Raw genomic sequence first — 20,040 nt, 5'->3', positions numbered from 1 at the left:
TATGTGTTTTTTCGAGTTTATAAATAAGTATACTATCAAAAGTATAGTGCAAATGTAGTTTTAGTATATATTTTATACAAGAACGGTCAAAAAGGATAGTATAAGATTTACATTTCAATAACCTATTAAACCCTTAATAACGTGTGGTTTGAGATAATGTTAAATATACTATAAAAAGTATAGTTGTGTAATTTATGATAGTATTCTATCTTTGTATCAAAATTAATATTAGAGGTTATGTACACGTTAAATGGTAAAGAATATCCTTGTTGCGCAAGCTTAACAATGGGATTTATTGGCGGAAAATGGAAAACAGTTATTCTATTCCATCTAAGAGAAAAAACACTTCGATATAACGAACTGCGCAAAGAAATGCCATCGGTTACTGAGCGAACACTAAGTTTACAATTAAAAACCTTGGAAGAAGATGGTTTAGTAAAACGCAAAGTTTATACCTCAAAACCGCCTTTAAAAGTAGAATACTCATTAACCGATTTTGGCAAAACACTTGTTCCTGTGGTGCAGGCCATTGCAGATTGGGGAGTAGCTACGATTAAAGAAAAAGGAGATTATACAAAATAGATTAAATGGCCATTTCCATTTTTCTAGATTCTCTAATTAATGCACTTGCTAAAACTGTTGTAGCATCAATTATTAAACTATCTTCAATCTTTTCGTATTGAATGGCTAAAGGAATTTCAGTACAACCTAAAATCACAGCTTGCGCACCTTTTCTAGACAGATAAGTTGCTGCCATGCTTAGATTTTCTTTGGCTTTTTCGTTTACAGGATTTGAGAAAGCTTTAATTCCGTAAGAGGTATCATAAATTGAAGGGTGTACAAATAAATCCTGTATATCTTCAGATGGTTGAATAACTTCAATATTATATCTAGACAATACTTCGGGATATACTTTTGCTAAAATAGTTCCGGTAGTTCCTAAAACTCCAACTTTAGTAATTTGTGGGTGCTTTGTAGAAATATGAAGACCTACTTCTTCAATTAAATTGACTAAAACACAAGATTCAGGAATGCTTTTTTCAATTAAACTTAAAATAGGTTTGGCATGAGCAGTATTACAAGGAATCCCAATAATAGACGATCCATTAGCGATTAACGACGTAATAATTTCGGCAATTGCAATACCAGGATTTATTTTGGTCTCGCCTAACAGATACTTTGTTCTATCTATAATTTTATGAGGCACAGACAACATTGAAACTGGTAAATGGTCTTGATCTGAAGTGGCTTCGGTTAAATCGTAGACCTTTTTAATTAGGTCGATTCCTGCGTAACTTCCTACTCCTCCTACTATACCAATCATTTTGTTTGTCATCATAATCATCTATTTAAATAAAGATCAAAATAATGGTATTTAATTGATAGTTTATCTTAATGTTTTGATAATACTTATGAAGAGTTTTATTTGCTTTTCAAAGCGGAGATACCAAATGTTGCTAATTGAAAACAAAATCTACATCCACAACTTCTAAAAATTCGGTTTGCCCTTGTACATATGTTCCTTTTGGACCATAAGCGGTCGCTTTTATAACTTTTTCTAACTCAGTGATTTCATCTGTATTATACTTTTCATAGTGCAGTTGGTCAAGGTAATTTTTGATGTTTGCACTATGTAAATTAATTGAATCCTTTTTATTTGTAAACACTAATAAGTTGTACTCTGTTGACTGAATAAATAAAGTATCTGAAAAAGCTGTACTCACTATATAGCCATTAACAATGCCATTTTCATCTAAATCATGGCCATTAAGTATATGACCAGATGCTATAAGATTAGCTGTTAAATTTGATTTTTTAGCTTTGTAAGTTACTAGAGTTTCATAATTAAAGCCATCACTACATGCTGCGAAACTTATAATTAATATAAAAAAATATCTTTTCATTCTGGTTATTAAAAACGCATTTAAAAATAGGATTATTTTTGAATACCAAGCACTTAAATAGCTTAATTAAATCATTAAGATAATGCAACTTAATCAACTTATAATCAATATTTAATCACCTATTAAATATAGGTAACCAGTAGTTGTAAACTGCAACAAGATTATAGCTATGCTTTTCATTGTATTTAGGTTTGTATACTAGTTAATTTTATTATATAACATCAATCACTTTTTCTAGTAAGTAGTGTATTCCGCCAGTTATAATGGATATGGAAATCATGATAAGCAATCGAATTAAATTTTTATTTGCCTTATGTTCTAGTTTTCTATTAAGAAAGACGATATCAATTAAGATGAATAAAAAAGTAACTATACTCCCAATGATCAATCCTACATGAATAAAGACATAACTATATACCCAATCAAACATTCTCATAAAATTATTTGACGGCTCTGGTGGAGGTCCTAAAATAATACGCATATAACCAATTGTTAATAGTAGAGCAATTAACGTCCATATACCATAATTAAATATTCGCTTTATTACATTCATTACTATACTATCTATAATTTTTAAACTTTTAAATACATGTAGCTATCACATTTCCGAAGAACCCATCTCATTTTACAATCATGAACTAAATATTAAGATGCAACATGTTTTTTCATGACTTAATAAATGCTCAAATCGAGATTATCAAAATCTTCAATTTTAGAAAGCTCTATTAATGTATCTATAACAATTGTAGTGTACTTGTTTTCAAAAACTTCATCTCCGCCTTTAGCGTTTTCATTGATGTTTTTTCGCACTAATTTCTTTTTAGTTAAAAAATCAAGAGTGGTTTCTTTAGTAATAATTGGACCATAGTTACGGGTTGCTTCATATTTTATAAGCTTAAAGTTGGCCTCTATTAACCTAAATCTATAACTCCAAGAACCGTATCTACCATGGTTATATTGAATAATGAGATCTTCTTTTTGGGTCTCAATACTTAATTGAGGCGGATAATAAACTCCACCCTCTTCATTTTCCGAAGAAAAACAATCATAGTTTTTGTCTACTAAGGTATAGTTGTTATTCTTTTTAAATAAAATAATGATACCTCTTCTATTTCGATCTACAATAGTATCAAACCTATTTAAACGTTTTTTAGCTTTGTTTGTGTCTTTAATTATTAAAATGCAGTCCTCTTGTTGGTCATTATTCAAATCGGCAAAATAGGTCTCATATATAACATAATCTTTAGGTAAGGCGTTATTGAGTTCTACTTTTTGAATGCTGCAACTTAAACAGCCAAATATTATAAGCAATAATGCGTACTTTTTCATTTTAGGTCATTTAATTCTCTCAACAAAAAACAGACATCTATTTTAGTCATTCCTATGTGCGGATAATAGTCTACAGCCTCTGGAGCTGCCAATAAAATGAGTGTTGCTTTGGGTGTTTCTATTTTTGTTAATCTAATAAGTTCTTTACCAATGCCTCTTTTTTGATACATTGTATCTACTGCCAAATCTGAAAGATAAGTACAATATACCATATCTGTTACAGATCTTGAGACACCAACTAATTTTCCGGCATCTCTTGCAGTAACAATTAAATTCGCATTTTTGACCATCGCTGTAATTCGTTCTAAGTCATTTACAGGCCGTCGTTCTCCTAAAGTAGATTTTATAAGCACATCTCTAAACTCCATAGGAGATAAATTGGGTTCTGTTTGATAAGTTATCATAAGGCTTTTGTTGTTAATTTTTTATCTCGATATACTATTTTAAAATCTTGAGTACCATTATCTACAACAGCTTCAAAAGGCTCTGGCTTGATGTTTATGGACGTAGGAAACCAGGTATCTTTTACCTCGTAATTTGGCAGAAGAAAAAGCCCTTCTTGTGAGCCATTAGTTCCAAATATTTTTAAATCGCCTTTCCAAAATCTCGTATGCAATTCAGTTTCAAGTTGTTTATTTAATTTATCAACATTTGCAGTTGGCATACCTATTTCATTAATGCATAATACGTTACTACTATCAAAATTTGAATCGTTATTAGTGTTTAAATCGTAACGCACAATACACTCGGCTATATTTCCGCTAGCGTCATAAAAATAAAAAGAATCGGCATTCCAAGTTTTGAAATTATGGATGTTTTTACCTTTATCAAGCTCAATAACATCTACTCTTTCACTCATCCATTTTAAAGCTTGATGTAACTGATTAGCAGGAATTAAAAAACAGTAATGATATTGTGAAATTTTTTCAGATCTTTCAAATGTCAGCATACTCCAACCTACTTTTACAGTAAAAGTGTTGTTGCTTTTATCTATTAATTCAAAACCTAAAATTTCCGAATAAAAATGTAATTCTGCCTCTAATATATGAGTATAAAGCTTTAATGTTTTAAATCGCATACTATCGTTTACGGCTGATTATATAATGGTTTACGTACCTTAAATGTAAGGTAATATATTTTAAGATAGGCATCTAGTATTATACGCGTTTTTAACTGTGATTATTTTTTCTATCGCTTTAAAAAAATTTAGTTTCTATTAAAAAAGCCACCTTAACCCATAAGGTAAAGTGGCTTTTAGTTTTTATAAATATGGCGCACTATTTTATTAGTATCTTTTTAGTTATTGTGCCTTGATTAAACTCTAATTTTAAAAGGTAGATTCCACTAGACAAAAACGTCGTAGGTATATTATTTACATGTCCTGTTGTAATTTTTGCTCCGGAAATATTATAAACCTCATATTGGTTTAGTATCACACCATTTGATGTTACTACTTTAATATAGTCTAGAGTTGTAATAATTTTTATAGCGTTTGAAATGTTAAACGCTGAAGTACCTAATAAGGCGTCTTCAGTAACAGTCATAAAGTCCGTCCATAGAGCTCCAGTATCTGTAACATAAGCACCTGTTGTATTTGGAGGTATATGTAAATTAATAGTACCACGATTAGCAATACTACCAAAAGTATCATTAGTTCCTGTAGTAATAATTGGTGGTGTAGTGCTTAGAGATGTCACATCAACTAATACATTATTATTCAAGAAAGCATTAGCGCCAATAGTGGTAACACTAGCAGGTATAGTAATATTAGAAATAAAAGCATAAGCAAAAGCAAGGTCATCAATACTGGTAAGGTTATTTCCTAAGATTAAATTATTGAGGTTAGTGTTTTGAACAAATGCACCATAACCAATGGTAAGAACACTATCAGGAATTGTAAGGCTCTGTAAATCATTAAAAGCAAAAGCCTCTTGACCAATACTAGTTATATTATTACCTAGTGTAATATTAGTCATTAACATATTATCTCTAAAAGCACTATTACCTATAGTAATAACGCTATTTGGTATCGTAAAGCTTGTAAAGCTATTTCCACGAAAAGCAGCATCATCAATTATCGTGACACTGTTTGGAATTGACACACTAGTCAATCCGTTTTGAAAAAAAGCTTGATTACCAATACTCGTAATACTATAAGTGAAACCATTAAAAGAAACAGTGCCAGGCATATTAACAACAGTGCCTCCTGCCTCATTATAATCTATGGCTTTTGTAGTATTAGGATTTAATGACGTAACTTCATAGGTAATAAAATCTGAAACAAAAGTATCACCTACTACTAAAGAACCACAATCTGTGCTAAAACTAGAAACAGGGTCTATGTTTGTCCAGTTAGAAGTGGCTGCAGCCACATTATCAACCTCTATACATGTGAGATTTGGATTTGACGCAGCAAGAAAAGATGAAGATTGCAAAGTGCTGGTGCTAATATTTTTCATATTCATTACGGTTAAATTATTTTCTTGACAGTTTAAATAGGATAGATTAGGGTTGTTACTTAAGTCTAAGACATTTACATTATTTTGCTCACACTCAAAACTAGTCAAACCTGTATTTTGGTTTAGATTTATGGCGCTTAAGTTGTTTGAAGAACAATACAGTTCTTGTAACGCAGTATTTTGATCTACATTCAAAACACTAATATTGTTTTGTATACAGAACAAACTTGTTAAAGCAGTATTAAGACTTACATCAAGGGATGTTAAATTATTATTTGAGCAATTTATGGCTATTAAAGCTGTATTTTGACTGACATCTATAGACGATAAATTATTACCCAAACAAACCAAAGCAGTTAAATTAATAAAACTTTCTATTCCTGTTAAGTTAGATATTCCATTATTTGAGCAATTAATGAGTCCTGTAAAACTGGCTGCTTCACTTATTTGAATTTCGTTATCGTTATTAATGTTAATTGAAGAATTACCTAGCAAATAAGCTTTAAAATTCGCATCTGGTATGTTTACGTTTTGTGCATTTAATCCAAAATTTAATGTAGCTATAGCTATAAAATTCATTAAAATTAGTAGTTCTTTTTTCATAATATATTGTGTTATAAATTTGTGTTGAGTTTTGTAAATAAATTAATAGTTCATGTTTATAAGTGTACCTTTAAGATCATAGCGAAATGTAAACGTTGTACCACCATGTTGTGGTTGTAACATAACTGTGTATTCAGTTTTTGAAACATCTCCATTTTCAGGAAATTTCACTAAAGCCATATTCAAGGTTGGTTTGTCTATGCTTTTTTCAGATTTTAATTGAGCTATAGACTTTTCTATGAGTTCACCCAGTTTTTTGAGATTAATCTGCTCATTAAGTTGATACATATAATCTTCTGCTTTTGTCCCACTTGGCACTTCTAATGAGATATCTTGGTTTTGTTGCCAAACGCCTTGTGTTTGATTCCATTGCCCCATTTTTAATGAGCTTGGATCTTTGGTGACCGTCACTCCTACAATATTACCGATGGCTTCATTATAAACGATACTGATATCTGTATAATAAGCATCATCACCAAATTCATTTTGTATTTGATTTTGTATGTCTAAAAAACCATCTGCTGTTGCTGGTTGTGTTCCTGATTCTCCACAAGATGTTAGCGTTCTTACTATAATTACAAGTATTAATAATTTTAAAGTTTTCATTTTATTTTGAGTTTAGTTATTTATAAATGTTAGTCAACATCAGTATCAAGGTTTGTGTCTAGCTCATTTCCGAAGAGAAAAAACAAAGCTCCTCCTCCAACAATTAGTAGGATTCTAATAATCTAATCCATCGTGTTTCCCCAAAGATCTATCCATGAGAGCAATCTAACATTGTAGTTAAAAAATGAGAGAACAATAGACATAATGCCTAGTGCTGCAAGTAGCAAACCTCCTTTGCCTAATTTTGATTTGATAGTGTTGATATACTAATTTTATCGATTTGAGATATAAATGTATATGGTAAGAAAGAAGAATGAAATAGGAAATCTATTTCAGTGCGTTAAGAATCAATAAGTGCGATAGTTGATGCATTATCCGTAAATAGGAAATGGTTTCAAATTATTTATCTAATGGGTTAATAGAGGATCTTGTGCGAGGTTGAAATGCTAACTTGATAAAGAAAAGAGTTTAGCTTTTGTTCCAGTTTAAAAATGTTGATAGAAAAGACTCTTTTTTTCTTGAGGATACTGGGATTTTTTTTCCGTTTTTTAAATGAATTTGTCCAGACTTGTCATATTTATCGATAAACTTTAAATTAACCATAAATGATTGATGCGGACGCGTAAAATTTGCATTAGATAGTTGCTCTTCAAATTCTTTTAAGGTTTTAGACACCATGTATTTTTTACCATCACTACAGTAAAACGTGGTGTAACCTTTATCTGTTTCGCAAAATAACAACTCGTTTAAATCTATAACTTGAAAACTATCATGGAGTGATAATATTAATTGAGAGCCTTCGTTATTCCAGATTTTTTTTACTGTTTGTATTTGTTTTTTTTGTTCGGAAATAGGCAATGCATGTACTTTTTTTAAAGCGATTTGAAGTTCGTCAACATCTACTGGTTTTAATAAATAATCTACGGCTCCAATTTTTAAAGCTTGGAGAGCAAATTCTTCGTAAGCCGTTATAAAAATAATTTTATAGTTTAGGTGTTCTGTTTGGTCGATAAAATCAAACCCAGTCCCATCTGTAAGATTGATATCAAGAAATATAAGTTGAGGCTTACAAGCATTTGCGACAATTACAGCGTCCTTTACAGATTCGCATTCTCCAATAATTTGAGTTTCCGTTTCTAAAAGATCTAATAAATTAAGTAGACCTTTTCTAATGTATGCTTTGTCTTCTACGATTATTGCTTTCATTATACTACTCGCTTTTTATATGGGATTATTAATGTTACAATTGTACCTTGCTCATCATAAACTTTTCTGTTTTCAATATGAATAGATCCATTTGTTTTAAACTCTTTTGAAACTATCTTTAATCGTTCGTTGGTGATTGTCGTTGCCAATGATTTTTTATGTCTCTTTTTAGGTTCTTTTTGTGCATTAATACCCACACCATTGTCTTTAATTGTGCAAATTAAATCTTTATTAAGGTACTTAAGTTGAATATCAATTTTTCTATTTTCTTTTTGATTTTTAAAACCGTGCTCAATGGCATTTTCAATAAATGGTTGGATAAGCATTGGAGGTATTTCAAACACAGATACATCTAAAGCTTCATCTACTAAAATAGTGTATTGGTAGGATTGACTAACTTCTAAATTTTGAAGCTCTAAATAATTATTTACTGCGGTTAATTCTTCATGCAATGGCACAACTTTATCTCTTGAGTTTTCTAATGTGATACGCAATAATTTTGAAAACTTAGAAAGGTATAGTACCGATTTTTTATCTTCTTTATTCAAAATCATGCCTTGTAAAACTGATAAAGAATTAAAAATAAAATGAGGTGTCATTTGAGAACGTAATAATTTTTGTTCTATTTCAATGTTTTGAGTTTTAGCTTTTTCATTGCGTAATTTTAAAAAGAAAATTATAGCACCTAAAACTATAGCCAAAATTAAAAAAGCTATGACACCAAGAAACAAATTGCGCTGAGATTTCTCGAGATTTTGATTCGTATCTTTTACTGTTTTTGTTAATTTTAATTCTCTAATACTTGCAGAATCTAAGGCTTGCTTATATTTATATTCGTATTCTAGTTGTGTTATTTTTTCTACATTTTCCTTATTAAAAAGACTATCGTTTAGCGCTTTAAACTCTTGATGGCTTTTAAATGCATTTTTATAATTATCCATTTTACTATAAACTGTTGCCAGAATTCCAGATGCTAATTTTTGTTGCGATAAAAGTTGTAACTCATCGGCTATTTTTTTTCCTTCTAAAGCATGATGCAAAGCTTTTGTATAATTTTTTAATTCAATATATGTTTTAGCCATGCCTATATGAGAATGACATATAAATATTTTACTATCTAAAGTCTCGCTTAGCTCCAAACAAGTTTTATAATGTTTTAGGGCTATTTTTGGTTGTCCCATTAAAAAACGTAAGTCTCCAAGTTGAAAATGACAAGCACTTAGTTCTGATATATCATCAATTTCTTTACTTAGGTTTAATGATGCTGTGATAAACTCCAAAGCTTTGGGGAATTCTTTTAAATCGGCATAAACAGCTCCTATATTGACTAGGCAGCTGGCTATCATTCCCCTATTTTTTAATTCTTTATGAAGCGCTAATGACTCCTCTAAATACTTAAGTGTTTTATCGTATTGTTGCCATTCATAATATACTGCGCTCATATTATAAGTTATATGTGCAATACCACGCTTATTATTATCTTCTCGATAGATATTTAAACAATGGTTATAATTTTCTAAGGCTTCGGTATATTTTCCTTGATTAAGACAAATAGTTGCAATATTACTTATGGCATCTAAGGCTAATTTTTTATCACCTAATTGGTCTCTAATAGCATATGATTTTTTAAAATAAGACAATGCATCGTCCAAATTACCTTGCGCATAGCTTATCGTACCTATGTTATTTAATATAAAGGCTTGTTGCTTTAAATTATCTGTTTTTTGACTATATATTAGTGCTTTTTCAAAGTATTCTAAGGCTGTTTTTGGATTGTTATTTCGATATGCCAAACTGCCTAGACTTATATAAGAATCATTAATTCCGCTTTCATCGTTAAGTTCTTCATATAACTGGAGTGCTTGATGACCTAAAGTTTTAGCTTCATCTAATTCGGTTTTTTTACGATGAATATTACTTAGTCTAATGAGGCTCCTCGCCTCACCTTTTTTATAGTTAAGTTGTTTTGCCAAATCATTCGCCTCTTGAGCAATTTCAATAGATTTGTTCACATCAAAACTATTGTAACTTAAGGATAGTTTATTTAGTAGGTTAACTTTGGTAGTATCATTTGTTTTGTGAAGAATTAAAGCATTTTTTAAACTATCTATCGTTCTCTCTTGTGAAAAAGTGAATGTTTGAAAAGTCATCAAGACGATTAAAAATATTATTGATAATTTGATGTTTTTCATAGTTTAAACTAACACACGTTAATAGTGTTTTTCATTAATTTCAGTATAAAGGTTTTCTATCTCAAATCTAAAAAAACTAATGATAGTAATTAAGAACCTAATTATAAACAGATAATCAATGTATACACAAGTTAAACATATATTCGTAATGTTTCAGTCTATAAGCGCTTTCAATTTTTGTTTTCTCTAGTTTTACGTCTTATGAATATTAATCTCTAATTATAAAGTGTTTTACATTTCCGAAGTGATACACTTATAACTCACATTTATTTATTGATTATTATTAAATCTATCATCTCATAAACTTTCTCTAAAAAATTAACACATGTTATAGCACTAAAATTTAGTTTTGTTAGGATTTAAATTAAATGAAAAAAGCGCCAAAAAAATTAATTTAGACGCTTTTTATGTTTATTATTTTATGGCTTTATACCTTCGGGTAATCGGTATAACCTTCAGGTCCTGTGGTGTAAAATGTATCCTTATTCCAATCTGCTAATTCAATATTGTCTTCAAAACGTTCTACTAAATCTGGATTAGAAATAAATGGTTTTCCGTAGGCTACTAAATCGGCATCACCAGTTTCTAAAACTTGGTTTCCTTTCTCTTGATCAAAATCGGTATTAATCATTAATGTTCCGTTGTATAATGGTCTAAAATGTTTTGCAATTTCTGTGACAGCAAAAGGCACTTCAGAGACATCTGTAAATGGTTCAGATAAATGAATATACGCTAAGTTGTAATCATTCAATTTTTTAATGATGTATTCAAACGTAGGAATGGTCTCTTCATCTACAGTTATCCCAGACATTCCATGCAACGACGGATTAAAACGTGCGCCAATTTTTTCCTGCGGAATTACCTCCTTCATAGCATCTAAAACCTCAAAAAAGAAACGCGCTCTATTTTCAATCGAACCTCCATATTCATCGCTTCTTTCATTGGAGCAAGCATTAAAAAACTGCTGAAATAAATAACCGTTAGACGAATGTATTTCAACACCATCAAAACCAGCTTCTACCGCATTTGCTGCTGCATTTTGAAAATCTTTAACGGTTTGTTTAATCTCTTCAGTAGTCATTGCTTTTGGTGTTACTGTATCTTTAAAACCATCTGGTGTAAACGATTTAGCGTCTGGATTTATGGCTGAAGCCGAAACTGGTAAATCGCCATCATGAAAATTTGGATGCGATATACGTCCAACATGCCATAATTGTATAAATATTTTACCGTCTTTATCGTGTACACGTTGTGTAACTTTTTTCCAACCTTCTACTTGTGCTTTGGTATGGATTCCTGGTGTGTTTATATAACCAACAGCTTGTTTAGAGACTTGAGATCCTTCAGTAATTATTAATCCAGCCGATGCACGTTGCTCGTAATACAAACCCTGTAAAGCGTTAGTTGGCACTTTACCATCATTATCGGCACGACTGCGCGTCATTGGTGCCATCACGACTCTATTTTTTAATGAAATATTTTTATTATACGGTGTTAAAAGGTGTTGCTTGCTCATCTTAGTTTTGATTTCTTTTCATGCAAAACTATAATACAACATTTTGCTCAACGACTAATTTTAATAAGTTTAACGAAGTATTAGAGTAAACGATAAACCTTTGTTAAAAAAAAAGAATGAACGTTCATTTTTATATATATTTGCATCAGAATTTAAACTGAAATGGGAAAACTTCAAAAAAGTATAGATAAACGAAACGCATTGGTCAAAGCGACAATAGAGTTGGTTAATAACAACGGTTTTCATGCGACACCAATGAGTAAAATAGCTAAAATGGCTAAGGTCTCACCAGCTACAATCTATCTATATTTTGAAAATAAACAAGATTTAGTAAATAAAACTTATGTAGAAGTTAAAGCCGAATACACAAAATATGCATTTGCTACATATAACGAAACGATGTCTGTAGAAGCTGGTTTTAAATTAATTTGGAATCGTATTGCAGACTTCAAACTAAAGGAGTGCGAAAATGCCATGTTTTTAGCACAATGTGATAACACACCAATGATTGATGAAGTAAGTAGACAAGAAGGTATTAAACACCTGCAGCCACTACTCGACCTGTGGCAACGTGGTAAACAAGAAGGTATTATAAAGCCGTTGTCTGATTATTTATTGTATGCTTATGCTATTAATCCGTTATCGTTTTTAATGATCATACAAAAACGTGGTGTTTTTACATTGGATAAAACCCATTTAGAAGAAGCTTATCAATCTGCTTGGAGCAGCATAAAAGTATGTCAATAACATGAAAAAAACAGCAATTATATTAGGTGCATCAGGATTAACAGGAGGTTTATTATTAGGCCAATTGATTAAAGATGAGCGTTATGATAGCATCAAGTTATTTTCACGTTCAAAACTTGAAGGTTTACCAAGTAAAGTCACGCAGTTTATAGGTGATTTATTAGAGCTAGAACAGTTTAAAAGCGATTTTACTGGAGATCAAGTATTCTGTTGTATTGGTACCACAAAATCAAAAACACCAAATAAAGATTTATATAAAAAAATAGATTATGGCATTCCTGTATCGGCAGCAAAATTAGCTAAAACCAATGGCATTGAAACTTTTTTAGTCATTTCAGCTTTAGGTGCAGATGCAAAAAGTAGCGTGTTTTACAATAAAACGAAAGGCGAAATGCAACGCGATGTGTTAAAACAAGGCATTAAAAAAACGTTCATTTTTCAACCATCATTAATTGGTGGAGACCGTAAAGAAAATCGCACTTTAGAAGATATTGGCAAAGCTGTATTTAAAGTTATTCAGCCTTTATTCTTCGGAAAATTAAAGAAATACAAAATTACAGATCCTAAAAATATGGCTCAAGCCATGATAAATTTAGCCAATAGTAAAAGTCATGCCGAAGTCATTATTACTTCAAACGATATAAAAAGAATCACGAAAAATAATTAAAATAGATATGGAATTACTAGACAAATTAAATTGGAGGTACGCTGCAAAAGCCATGAATGGCGAGAAAGTTTCCGAAGATAAAATAGAACGGATTCTTGAAGCGGCACGCTTAGCTCCTACATCATCAGGTTTACAACCTTTTGAAATATTTGTTATAAAAAACCATGATATTAAAGAACAAATTAAACCAGTGGCCTGGAATCAATCTGTTATTACAGACTGTTCTCACCTTTTAGTTTTTGCTGCTTGGGACCATTACACGCCAGAACGTATTAATTATATGTTCGATTTAACCAACGATATTCGTGGTTTTAAAAACGAAGGTTGGGAAAATTATAGACAAATGCTTTTAGCCATGTATCCTCAAAAAGATCCAGAAGAAAACTTTATCCACGCTTCAAAACAAGCCTACATTGCATTTACCGAAGCTTTAACAGCTGCAGCTTTTGAAGGTGTAGATGCAACGCCTTTAGAAGGTTTTGAGCCAGATGCTGTAGATAAAATTTTAGGATTACGCGAAAAAGGATTGCGTAGTGCTGTGTTATTACCTATTGGCTATAGAAAAGAGGATGAAGATTGGTTAGTAAATCTTGTTAAGGTTAGAAGACCTATTAACGAGATTGTAACTGTAATTGAATAAATTAAAAATGAAAATGAATATGAAAACGATACAATTAAAAAGTAGACCTGAAGGGAAACCTACACTTTCAAATTTTGAATTTGTAGAAGAAGATAAAACACTTACAACCGCAGATGATGAAATTTTATTAGAAGCAGCTTATGTTTCTGTAGATCCTTATTTAAGAGGACGCATGAGCGATGCAAAATCATACGTTCCGCCATTTAAATTAAACGAACCTGTACACTCTGGTGTTGTAGCCAAAGTTTTAGAATCTAAAAACGAAAAATTCCAAGTTGGAGATTACGTTTCTGGAATGTTAAACTGGTCTACACAACAAGTGTCTAATGGTGAAGGCTTAAATAAAGTAAATCCAAAAAAAGCACCTTTAAGTACCTATTTAGGTGTTTTAGGCATGACAGGATTAACAGCTTATTTAGGCTTAACCGAAATAGGAAAACCTAAAAAAGGCGAAACCATTGTAGTTTCTGGAGCTGCAGGAGCAGTTGGTAGCGTTGTTGGACAAATAGCAAAAATTCTAGGTTTACGTGTTATTGGAATTGCTGGTACAGATGAAAAAATCGAGATGATAAAAAGTAAATTCGGTTTTGATAAAGGTATCAATTACAACACCACAAAAGATATGAAATCTGCCATTGCAGAAGCTGCGCCAAATGGTGTGGATGTGTATTTTGATAATGTTGGCGGACCAATATCTGACGCTGTTTTATTCAGTATAAATCAGTTTGCAAGAATTATAATTTGTGGTGCCATTTCAGTGTATAATGAAAGTGAATTACCAACTAGTTTAAGTGTACAACCATTTTTAGTAAAAAACAGTGCGCTAATGCAAGGTTTTATTGTTAGTAATTATGCTGAAAAATTTCCAGAAGCGATTCAAAAATTATCAGGTTGGTTATCTGAAGACAAATTAACCTATACCGAAACTATTGTTGATGGTTTCGATAATATTCCTCAAGCTTTTATCGATTTATTTGAAGGTAAAAACAAAGGAAAAATGATTGTAAAAATATAATAACCAAAACAGAAAAAGAAGATGAACAATTTTGATTTTAAAAACCCAACCAAAATTATTTTTGGAAAGGATACTATAGAAAAAGTAAACCAAGAAATTCCTGCAGATGCGAAAGTATTATTACTTTATGGTGGAGGAAGTATTAAGAAAAACGGAATTTACGACCAAGTAAAAACCGCTTTAGCAGATGTTGATGTCACTGAGTTTGGAGGTATTCCTGCAAATCCAGAATATGCTACATTAATGGAGGCTTTAAAAGTTATTAAAGATGAAAATATCACCTATTTACTAGCAGTTGGTGGTGGCTCTGTAATTGACGGAACTAAATTTTTATCTGCAGCAGCAGTTTATGATGGTGACACGCCTTGGGATATATTAACTAAAAATATTAGAACCGAAAAAGGAATGCCATTTGGAACTGTGTTAACGCTACCGGCAACAGGATCTGAAATGAATTCTGGAGCAGTTATTACACGTGAAGAAACTAAAGAGAAACTTGCCATGGGTGGACCAGGTTTATTTCCTAAGTTCTCTATTTTAGATCCACAAGTGATTACGTCTATTCCAGAGCGTCAATTAGCAAATGGATTAACCGATGCGTTTACACACGTTTTAGAACAATACATGACGTATCCAATTGGCGCATTATTACAAGATCGTTTTGCAGAAAGTATACTACAAACCTTAGTGGAAGTTGCACCAACGGTTTTAAAAGATCCCACAAATTACCAAGCAGCGTCTAACTTTATGTGGAGTTGTACGATGGCGCTCAACGGACTAATACAAAAAGGAGTTCCAGGAGATTGGGCAATCCACATGATGGGCCACGAATTAACAGCTTTATTTGGAATAGATCATGCACGTACCTTGGCTGTAATTACACCAAGTCATTACAAATATAATTTTGAAGCTAAAAAAGAAAAATTAGCACAATATGGTGAGCGTGTTTGGAATATTACTGAAGGTAGTACAGACGATAAAGCCTATGAAGCTATTGCTAAAACTGAAGCGTTTTTCCATGAACTAGGTATTGATACGAAGTTATCAGACTACACTAACAATTACGAAGGCACTGCAGAAGAAGTCGCTAAACGTTTTAAAGCTAGAGGTTGGAAACTAGGCGAACGTCAAGCTTTAATGCCAGAAGATGCAGAGAAAATTGTAAAAATGGCCTACTAAATTTTTAAGAATTTAAATGAAAGTAATCAAAACTATGGCCTTAGCACTAACCATTATTACAGCTTCAAGCTGCAATGATGCTAAAAATAAGGTTGCTTCGGAAATCGTTTCCGAAGAAAAAACAAGAACAAAAAAAGAAAAGGATATGAACGTATTATTTGTATTAACATCACACGATAAATTAGGAGACACAGGAAAGAAAACAGGATTTTGGGTTGAAGAATTCGCAAATCCATATTACACATTATTAGACAAAGGTGCTAAAATCACTATTGCAACACCAAATGGTGGTGCTGCACCAATAGACCCAAGTAGCGATTCACCAGATGCAGCAACAGAAGATACTGAGCGTTACAATAAAGACGAAGAAACAAAAGCTCTAATTGCAAATACACACACGTTAGCCGATTTAAACGCAGACGATTTTGATGCTGTATTTTATCCAGGAGGTCACGGACCATTATGGGATTTAGCAAACGATGAAACGTCCATTGCTTTAATCGAAAAATTTAACACACAAGAGAAGCCTGTAGCATTTGTATGCCACGCTCCAGCAGCCTTAAAAAATGTTAAAGGAACAGATGGAGAACCATTAGTAAAAGGTAAAAAAGTAACAGGGTTTACAAATTCTGAAGAAGATGCTGTTGGTTTAACAAAGGTCGTTCCATTTTTAGTGGAAGACATGTTAAATGAAAATGGAGGAATCTACTCTAAAAAAGAAGATTGGGCAGCTTACGCTATTCAAGATGGAAATTTAATTACTGGACAAAATCCAGCATCATCTGAGTTAGTTGCAGAAAAATTATTAGAAAGCTTAAAATAAGTTCTATTACATAGTATCAAAAAGGGTTAACCAATTGGTTAACCCTTTTTTTATATATCATTAAGTAGATTATTAAAATCCATATCTAAGCATTTTCAAGTGTACGCTTAGATTTTCTATACGTATATTTAGGATAAATAGAGCGTTTTGCAAAACGATTAATTTTTCCGCTATTAATCATTTTAATGTACACTTGTTTTGTAACACCAAAATACTCATAAGTTGATCCATCTAGAAAACTGATTTCTAGCAACATCCCTTTGTGTTGATAATCTTCTATACCTACATTAGTTATTGTTTCAGTATAGGCTTCCAAATTAGCAGCTTTTGTTTCTGGAGCCATACTCACTAAAAAGTGATACCCATCGATAATAGTTCTACTTTGGATTTCTGCTTCCTCTTGTAATTCATGTCCATCTTGAAATTTGTCAGGATGCCATTCTTTCACCAAATTACGATACGATTTTTTAAGAATTTTTAAATCAATCTCGTTTTCTATACCAAAAAGTTTCTTGTATTGTTTTATACGTTTCATTTCAACTGTAGTTTGAGCGCGCGAAAGTACAACCTATTTTTAAATGAATTACGATAATGTATGAGGCTTTTTTCTAGACGTAATAAAATAAACACCTGTAAGTAATATGGCAGCAGCAATTATAGACTGTACACTTAATGTTTCATCTAAAACATACCATCCTAAAAGCATAGCAATAATTGGATTTATATATGCTGACGTTGCCACTTTCTCTGTAGATACTTGTTTTAAAAGATAATTAAAAGCTGTAAAAGCACCAATACTACCAACTGTTATAAGGGCTAACATCGCTAATTGCACTTTTGAGCTCCAATGAACTGGTGATACCCAAGGTTCTTTAAACAAGAGACTAGTGGCTAAAAGAATAACTCCTGCAATTAACATTTGATATCCTGTACTTACAAAATAATTTTTAGGCACATCGGCTTTAGCTACAAAAACACTACCATAACTCCAACCTAATACGCACGTAAAAATCATAAAAATACCTAATAAAGTATCTTCATTGGTAACCATTTCTTTCTGACTTACTAAAAGATACATGCCTACAATACCAAGTCCAACACCTATTAGAGATTTTGGTTTCATTTTTTTGTTATCTATCAATCGCATTAAAAGCAATACAAACAAGGGTTGTGTAGATGCCAATAAAGCTCCAAAACCACTATCTACATACTTCAAAGCCCAAACAAACACACCATTGCCATACACTAAAAACAAAAAGCCTACAAAGGTTGAATTAAGAAGCTGTTTCTTTGTAATTTTTAAACTATACTTTAGTACTCTTGCAATACTAAATATCAATATACTTGCACAAAAAAAGCGAATACCAGCCAAGAAAAATGGAGGCAACTCAGTTACAGAGATTTTATTGAGCAAATATGTAGAACCCCAAATCACGTATATAGCAAAAAACGCAATAATGATTAAGGCTTTAGAGCTTAATTTAGGCATTATAATCATGTAGTTAGGTTAAAACTAGTTTATATAAAAATGGTTGTTCTACCAATCTATTGGAAAGTAATCCTTCAAAAATTTACCACACCAATGCTTACCAGTATTAATACCATCAATTAATGGATCCATAACACGAGCTGCACCATCTACGATATCTAAAGGTGGTTGAAAATCATGAATTTCTACTTTACGTTTTGATAATTCTGCAGGATCCTCATCGGTTACCCAACCTGTATCAACTGCATTCATATAAATTCCAGATTTTGCAAAAGTTGCAGATGATGTATGCGTTAACATATTTAAAGCTGCTTTTGCCATGTTGGTATGCGGATGACGGTCTTCCTTTTTAAATCTATGAAATTTTCCTTCCATAGCAGAGACATTAATAATATGCTTTTTACCAGTATTCTCTTTCTTCATTAAATTAGACAAACGATTACAAAGTACAAAAGGAGCTACGGCATTTACTAGCTGTACTTCTACCATTTCGGTAGTTTGTATTTCACCCAAAGTTAAGCGCCAGCTATTGGTTTTTCTTAAATCTACTTGCTGCAAATCGGCATCTAATTCTCCTTCAGGAAATACTTCTTTAGCTTGTAACGCATTATCAAAACTATAAGGTATTTGTGATAACTCTGCCGAAGAACGCAAACCAATTCCGGGTTCTGGACCATGCCAAGTCACAGGCAACACATCATTTTTAGCGGTTTTTGAGGTAGACACACTCAAATCTGACAATTCTTGCAGGCAACTCACATGACTCTTTAACAACTCTTGTGCGCGTTGTGGCAATTCTGAAATAGGCTTCTTTTCATATTCCATCAAATGAAAATAAAATCCAGAAGGTCGTCTAACCGTTTGAGCTGCATTATTAATTAAAATATCTAAACGATCATATTGTTGCTCTATATAATTACAAAATATCTCGACACTTGGTATATGACGTAAGTCTAATCCATGAATATGCAAACGATCTTTCCATGTACTATAATCATCTTCTTTTGAAAATCGAATAGCAGAATCTGCCGGAAAACGAGTTGTTGCAATTACCGTTGCTCCAGATCGTAATAACATTAACGTAATATGATACCCAATTTTTAATCGAGAGCCAGTAATCACAGCAACCTGATCTGTTAAATCGGCGGTTTGAAAACGCTTCGCATAATTTAAATCACCACATTCTGTGCACATAGTATCATAAAAGTGATGCAATTTTGTGTACACCGTTTTACACACGTAACAGTTTCTTGGTGATTCTAATTCTGGAGTATCTTTTTGAGTTTGTGCAGGAGCCAATAATTTTGGTGCTGTAAAAATACTCGCTTCTCTAGCCGAACGTATTCCAGTTGTTTTTCGTGCATGTTTATCACGAGCAATCATCTTACGTTTTATAGCTTTTTTAGCATCTTTTTTACGACGTTTATGCTCATCACGACTTGGTCTAGAAAGTTGTCCAGCCACTTTAATAAGCGCAACTCTTTGGTCTTCGGGAAGGTCATAGAGTTGATTAGAATCATCTAATATTTTTTGTAAGGTCGTAATACAGAAATCGACATTTTTTTTAAAGTTTTGCTCACTCATAACGGAAAATGACTCATTTTTTTCAGAAATACGTTACATGCAACGATTCCTAATTTGTGGTGCAAGATACAAATTGCAACA

At 31.9% G+C, this 20,040-nt stretch carries 21 protein-coding genes; 7 read left to right on the top strand and 14 right to left on the bottom strand.

Annotated elements, in window-relative coordinates:
• The first annotated feature begins 237 nt into the window (after positions 1–237).
• Positions 238–582: a winged helix-turn-helix transcriptional regulator gene (locus TD29_RS14530; RefSeq protein ID WP_040281620.1), complete on the top strand. Its 345-nt coding sequence runs from the start codon at positions 238–240 to the stop codon at positions 580–582.
• A gap of 1 nt (position 583) precedes the next feature.
• Here the strand turns inward: TD29_RS14530 and TD29_RS14525 are convergent, their stop codons facing one another.
• The 11 genes from TD29_RS14525 to TD29_RS14475 form a co-directional block, all read right to left on the bottom strand.
• On the bottom strand, positions 584–1,339 hold the full coding sequence (locus tag TD29_RS14525) for an aspartate/glutamate racemase family protein (RefSeq protein ID WP_040281618.1): 756 nt from the start codon (positions 1,337–1,339) through the stop codon (positions 584–586).
• A 118-nt stretch (positions 1,340–1,457) separates the two neighbouring features.
• A complete protein-coding gene (locus tag TD29_RS14520; protein ID WP_040281616.1) occupies positions 1,458–1,904 on the bottom strand; it encodes a hypothetical protein in 447 nt (148 codons plus the stop codon).
• 211 nt (positions 1,905–2,115) lie between these two features.
• On the bottom strand, positions 2,116–2,457 hold the full coding sequence (locus TD29_RS14515; protein WP_040281614.1) for a hypothetical protein: 342 nt from the start codon (positions 2,455–2,457) through the stop codon (positions 2,116–2,118).
• Positions 2,458–2,576: 119 nt separating this feature from the next.
• Complete coding sequence (locus tag TD29_RS14510) at positions 2,577–3,233, bottom strand: hypothetical protein (RefSeq protein WP_040281612.1); 657 nt, start codon at positions 3,231–3,233, stop codon at positions 2,577–2,579.
• Complete coding sequence (locus tag TD29_RS14505; protein WP_040281610.1) at positions 3,230–3,637, bottom strand: GNAT family N-acetyltransferase; 408 nt, start codon at positions 3,635–3,637, stop codon at positions 3,230–3,232. Before TD29_RS14505 ends, TD29_RS14510 begins: the two co-directional genes overlap by 4 nt.
• Positions 3,634–4,311, bottom strand: a complete 678-nt coding sequence (locus tag TD29_RS14500; RefSeq protein WP_040281608.1) for a VOC family protein — start codon at positions 4,309–4,311, stop codon at positions 3,634–3,636. Before TD29_RS14500 ends, TD29_RS14505 begins: the two co-directional genes overlap by 4 nt.
• Before the next feature lie 199 nt (positions 4,312–4,510).
• Positions 4,511–6,295, bottom strand: a complete 1,785-nt coding sequence (locus TD29_RS18030; RefSeq protein ID WP_052467131.1) for a leucine-rich repeat domain-containing protein — start codon at positions 6,293–6,295, stop codon at positions 4,511–4,513.
• A 42-nt stretch (positions 6,296–6,337) separates the two neighbouring features.
• Positions 6,338–6,901, bottom strand: coding sequence for a hypothetical protein (locus TD29_RS14490; protein WP_040281606.1), 564 nt, complete (start codon positions 6,899–6,901; stop codon positions 6,338–6,340).
• A gap of 468 nt (positions 6,902–7,369) precedes the next feature.
• The gene (locus tag TD29_RS14485) at positions 7,370–8,107 is read right to left on the bottom strand and encodes a LytR/AlgR family response regulator transcription factor (protein ID WP_052467130.1); all 738 of its coding nucleotides are present in this window, start codon (positions 8,105–8,107) and stop codon (positions 7,370–7,372) included.
• The gene (locus TD29_RS14480) at positions 8,107–10,299 is read right to left on the bottom strand and encodes a tetratricopeptide repeat-containing sensor histidine kinase (RefSeq protein WP_152611531.1); all 2,193 of its coding nucleotides are present in this window, start codon (positions 10,297–10,299) and stop codon (positions 8,107–8,109) included. The genes TD29_RS14485 and TD29_RS14480 overlap by 1 nt, the downstream gene beginning before the upstream one ends.
• 427 nt (positions 10,300–10,726) lie before the next feature.
• Positions 10,727–11,815: an alkene reductase gene (locus TD29_RS14475; RefSeq protein ID WP_040281602.1), complete on the bottom strand. Its 1,089-nt coding sequence runs from the start codon at positions 11,813–11,815 to the stop codon at positions 10,727–10,729.
• Positions 11,816–11,977: 162 nt separating this feature from the next.
• Here TD29_RS14475 and TD29_RS14470 point away from each other — a divergent pair, with 162 nt between their 5' ends.
• Genes TD29_RS14470 through TD29_RS14445 form a run of 6 tightly spaced genes read left to right on the top strand, consistent with a single transcriptional unit; the run spans position 11,978 to position 16,886 of the window.
• Positions 11,978–12,562: a TetR/AcrR family transcriptional regulator gene (locus tag TD29_RS14470; protein WP_040281600.1), complete on the top strand. Its 585-nt coding sequence runs from the start codon at positions 11,978–11,980 to the stop codon at positions 12,560–12,562.
• A 1-nt stretch (position 12,563) separates the two neighbouring features.
• The gene (locus TD29_RS14465; RefSeq protein ID WP_040281599.1) at positions 12,564–13,229 is read left to right on the top strand and encodes an NAD(P)H-binding protein; all 666 of its coding nucleotides are present in this window, start codon (positions 12,564–12,566) and stop codon (positions 13,227–13,229) included.
• A 7-nt stretch (positions 13,230–13,236) separates the two neighbouring features.
• Positions 13,237–13,869: an NAD(P)H-dependent oxidoreductase gene (locus TD29_RS14460; protein ID WP_040281597.1), complete on the top strand. Its 633-nt coding sequence runs from the start codon at positions 13,237–13,239 to the stop codon at positions 13,867–13,869.
• Positions 13,870–13,888: 19 nt separating this feature from the next.
• Positions 13,889–14,884 carry an NADP-dependent oxidoreductase gene (locus tag TD29_RS14455; RefSeq protein WP_394331538.1) on the top strand — a complete coding sequence of 332 codons (996 nt, stop codon included), beginning with the start codon at positions 13,889–13,891 and terminating at the stop codon, positions 14,882–14,884.
• A 21-nt stretch (positions 14,885–14,905) separates the two neighbouring features.
• Positions 14,906–16,063 carry an iron-containing alcohol dehydrogenase gene (locus tag TD29_RS14450; RefSeq protein ID WP_040281596.1) on the top strand — a complete coding sequence of 386 codons (1,158 nt, stop codon included), beginning with the start codon at positions 14,906–14,908 and terminating at the stop codon, positions 16,061–16,063.
• Between the two features lie 16 nt (positions 16,064–16,079).
• Entirely contained in the window at positions 16,080–16,886 is an 807-nt protein-coding gene (locus TD29_RS14445; protein WP_174435345.1) for a type 1 glutamine amidotransferase domain-containing protein, read from the top strand.
• Positions 16,887–16,971: 85 nt separating this feature from the next.
• Here the strand turns inward: TD29_RS14445 and TD29_RS14440 are convergent, their stop codons facing one another.
• From TD29_RS14440 to TD29_RS14430, 3 genes are read right to left on the bottom strand one after another with little or no spacing between them, the layout of a single operon-like run.
• Positions 16,972–17,421 carry a KTSC domain-containing protein gene (locus tag TD29_RS14440; RefSeq protein WP_040281595.1) on the bottom strand — a complete coding sequence of 150 codons (450 nt, stop codon included), beginning with the start codon at positions 17,419–17,421 and terminating at the stop codon, positions 16,972–16,974.
• A 48-nt stretch (positions 17,422–17,469) separates the two neighbouring features.
• Positions 17,470–18,375: an EamA family transporter gene (locus TD29_RS14435; protein ID WP_040281593.1), complete on the bottom strand. Its 906-nt coding sequence runs from the start codon at positions 18,373–18,375 to the stop codon at positions 17,470–17,472.
• Between the two features lie 48 nt (positions 18,376–18,423).
• Positions 18,424–19,959 carry an SDR family NAD(P)-dependent oxidoreductase gene (locus TD29_RS14430; protein WP_040281590.1) on the bottom strand — a complete coding sequence of 512 codons (1,536 nt, stop codon included), beginning with the start codon at positions 19,957–19,959 and terminating at the stop codon, positions 18,424–18,426.
• Between the last annotated feature and the right edge of the window lie 81 nt (positions 19,960–20,040).

The organism is Psychroserpens damuponensis (assembly GCF_000826655.1).
In the GTDB taxonomy this organism is placed as follows: Bacteria; Bacteroidota; Bacteroidia; order Flavobacteriales; family Flavobacteriaceae; genus Psychroserpens; species Psychroserpens damuponensis.
This window is presented reverse-complemented; position numbering and strand designations above follow the sequence as displayed.

Bases quoted from the DNA above. Each gene is read 5' to 3' on its own strand.
- TD29_RS14525 (WP_040281618.1), bottom strand. From the start codon at position 1,339: ATGATGACAAACAAAATGATTGGTATAGTAGGAGGAGTAGGAAGTTAC.
- TD29_RS14430 (WP_040281590.1), bottom strand. From the start codon at position 19,959: ATGAGTGAGCAAAACTTTAAAAAAAATGTCGATTTCTGTATTACGACC.
- TD29_RS14475 (WP_040281602.1), bottom strand. From the start codon at position 11,815: ATGAGCAAGCAACACCTTTTAACACCGTATAATAAAAATATTTCATTA.
- TD29_RS14505 (WP_040281610.1), bottom strand. From the start codon at position 3,637: ATGATAACTTATCAAACAGAACCCAATTTATCTCCTATGGAGTTTAGA.
- TD29_RS14485 (WP_052467130.1), bottom strand. From the start codon at position 8,107: ATGAAAGCAATAATCGTAGAAGACAAAGCATACATTAGAAAAGGTCTA.
- TD29_RS14490 (WP_040281606.1), bottom strand. From the start codon at position 6,901: ATGAAAACTTTAAAATTATTAATACTTGTAATTATAGTAAGAACGCTA.
- TD29_RS14480 (WP_152611531.1), bottom strand. From the start codon at position 10,299: ATGAAAAACATCAAATTATCAATAATATTTTTAATCGTCTTGATGACT.
- TD29_RS14445 (WP_174435345.1), top strand. From the start codon at position 16,080: ATGAAAGTAATCAAAACTATGGCCTTAGCACTAACCATTATTACAGCT.
- TD29_RS14435 (WP_040281593.1), bottom strand. From the start codon at position 18,375: ATGCCTAAATTAAGCTCTAAAGCCTTAATCATTATTGCGTTTTTTGCT.
- TD29_RS14520 (WP_040281616.1), bottom strand. From the start codon at position 1,904: ATGAAAAGATATTTTTTTATATTAATTATAAGTTTCGCAGCATGTAGT.
- TD29_RS14455 (WP_394331538.1), top strand. From the start codon at position 13,889: ATGAAAACGATACAATTAAAAAGTAGACCTGAAGGGAAACCTACACTT.
- TD29_RS14450 (WP_040281596.1), top strand. From the start codon at position 14,906: ATGAACAATTTTGATTTTAAAAACCCAACCAAAATTATTTTTGGAAAG.
- TD29_RS14465 (WP_040281599.1), top strand. From the start codon at position 12,564: ATGAAAAAAACAGCAATTATATTAGGTGCATCAGGATTAACAGGAGGT.
- TD29_RS14440 (WP_040281595.1), bottom strand. From the start codon at position 17,421: ATGAAACGTATAAAACAATACAAGAAACTTTTTGGTATAGAAAACGAG.
- TD29_RS14530 (WP_040281620.1), top strand. From the start codon at position 238: ATGTACACGTTAAATGGTAAAGAATATCCTTGTTGCGCAAGCTTAACA.
- TD29_RS14460 (WP_040281597.1), top strand. From the start codon at position 13,237: ATGGAATTACTAGACAAATTAAATTGGAGGTACGCTGCAAAAGCCATG.
- TD29_RS14500 (WP_040281608.1), bottom strand. From the start codon at position 4,311: ATGCGATTTAAAACATTAAAGCTTTATACTCATATATTAGAGGCAGAA.
- TD29_RS18030 (WP_052467131.1), bottom strand. From the start codon at position 6,295: ATGAAAAAAGAACTACTAATTTTAATGAATTTTATAGCTATAGCTACA.
- TD29_RS14510 (WP_040281612.1), bottom strand. From the start codon at position 3,233: ATGAAAAAGTACGCATTATTGCTTATAATATTTGGCTGTTTAAGTTGC.
- TD29_RS14515 (WP_040281614.1), bottom strand. From the start codon at position 2,457: ATGAATGTAATAAAGCGAATATTTAATTATGGTATATGGACGTTAATT.
- TD29_RS14470 (WP_040281600.1), top strand. From the start codon at position 11,978: ATGGGAAAACTTCAAAAAAGTATAGATAAACGAAACGCATTGGTCAAA.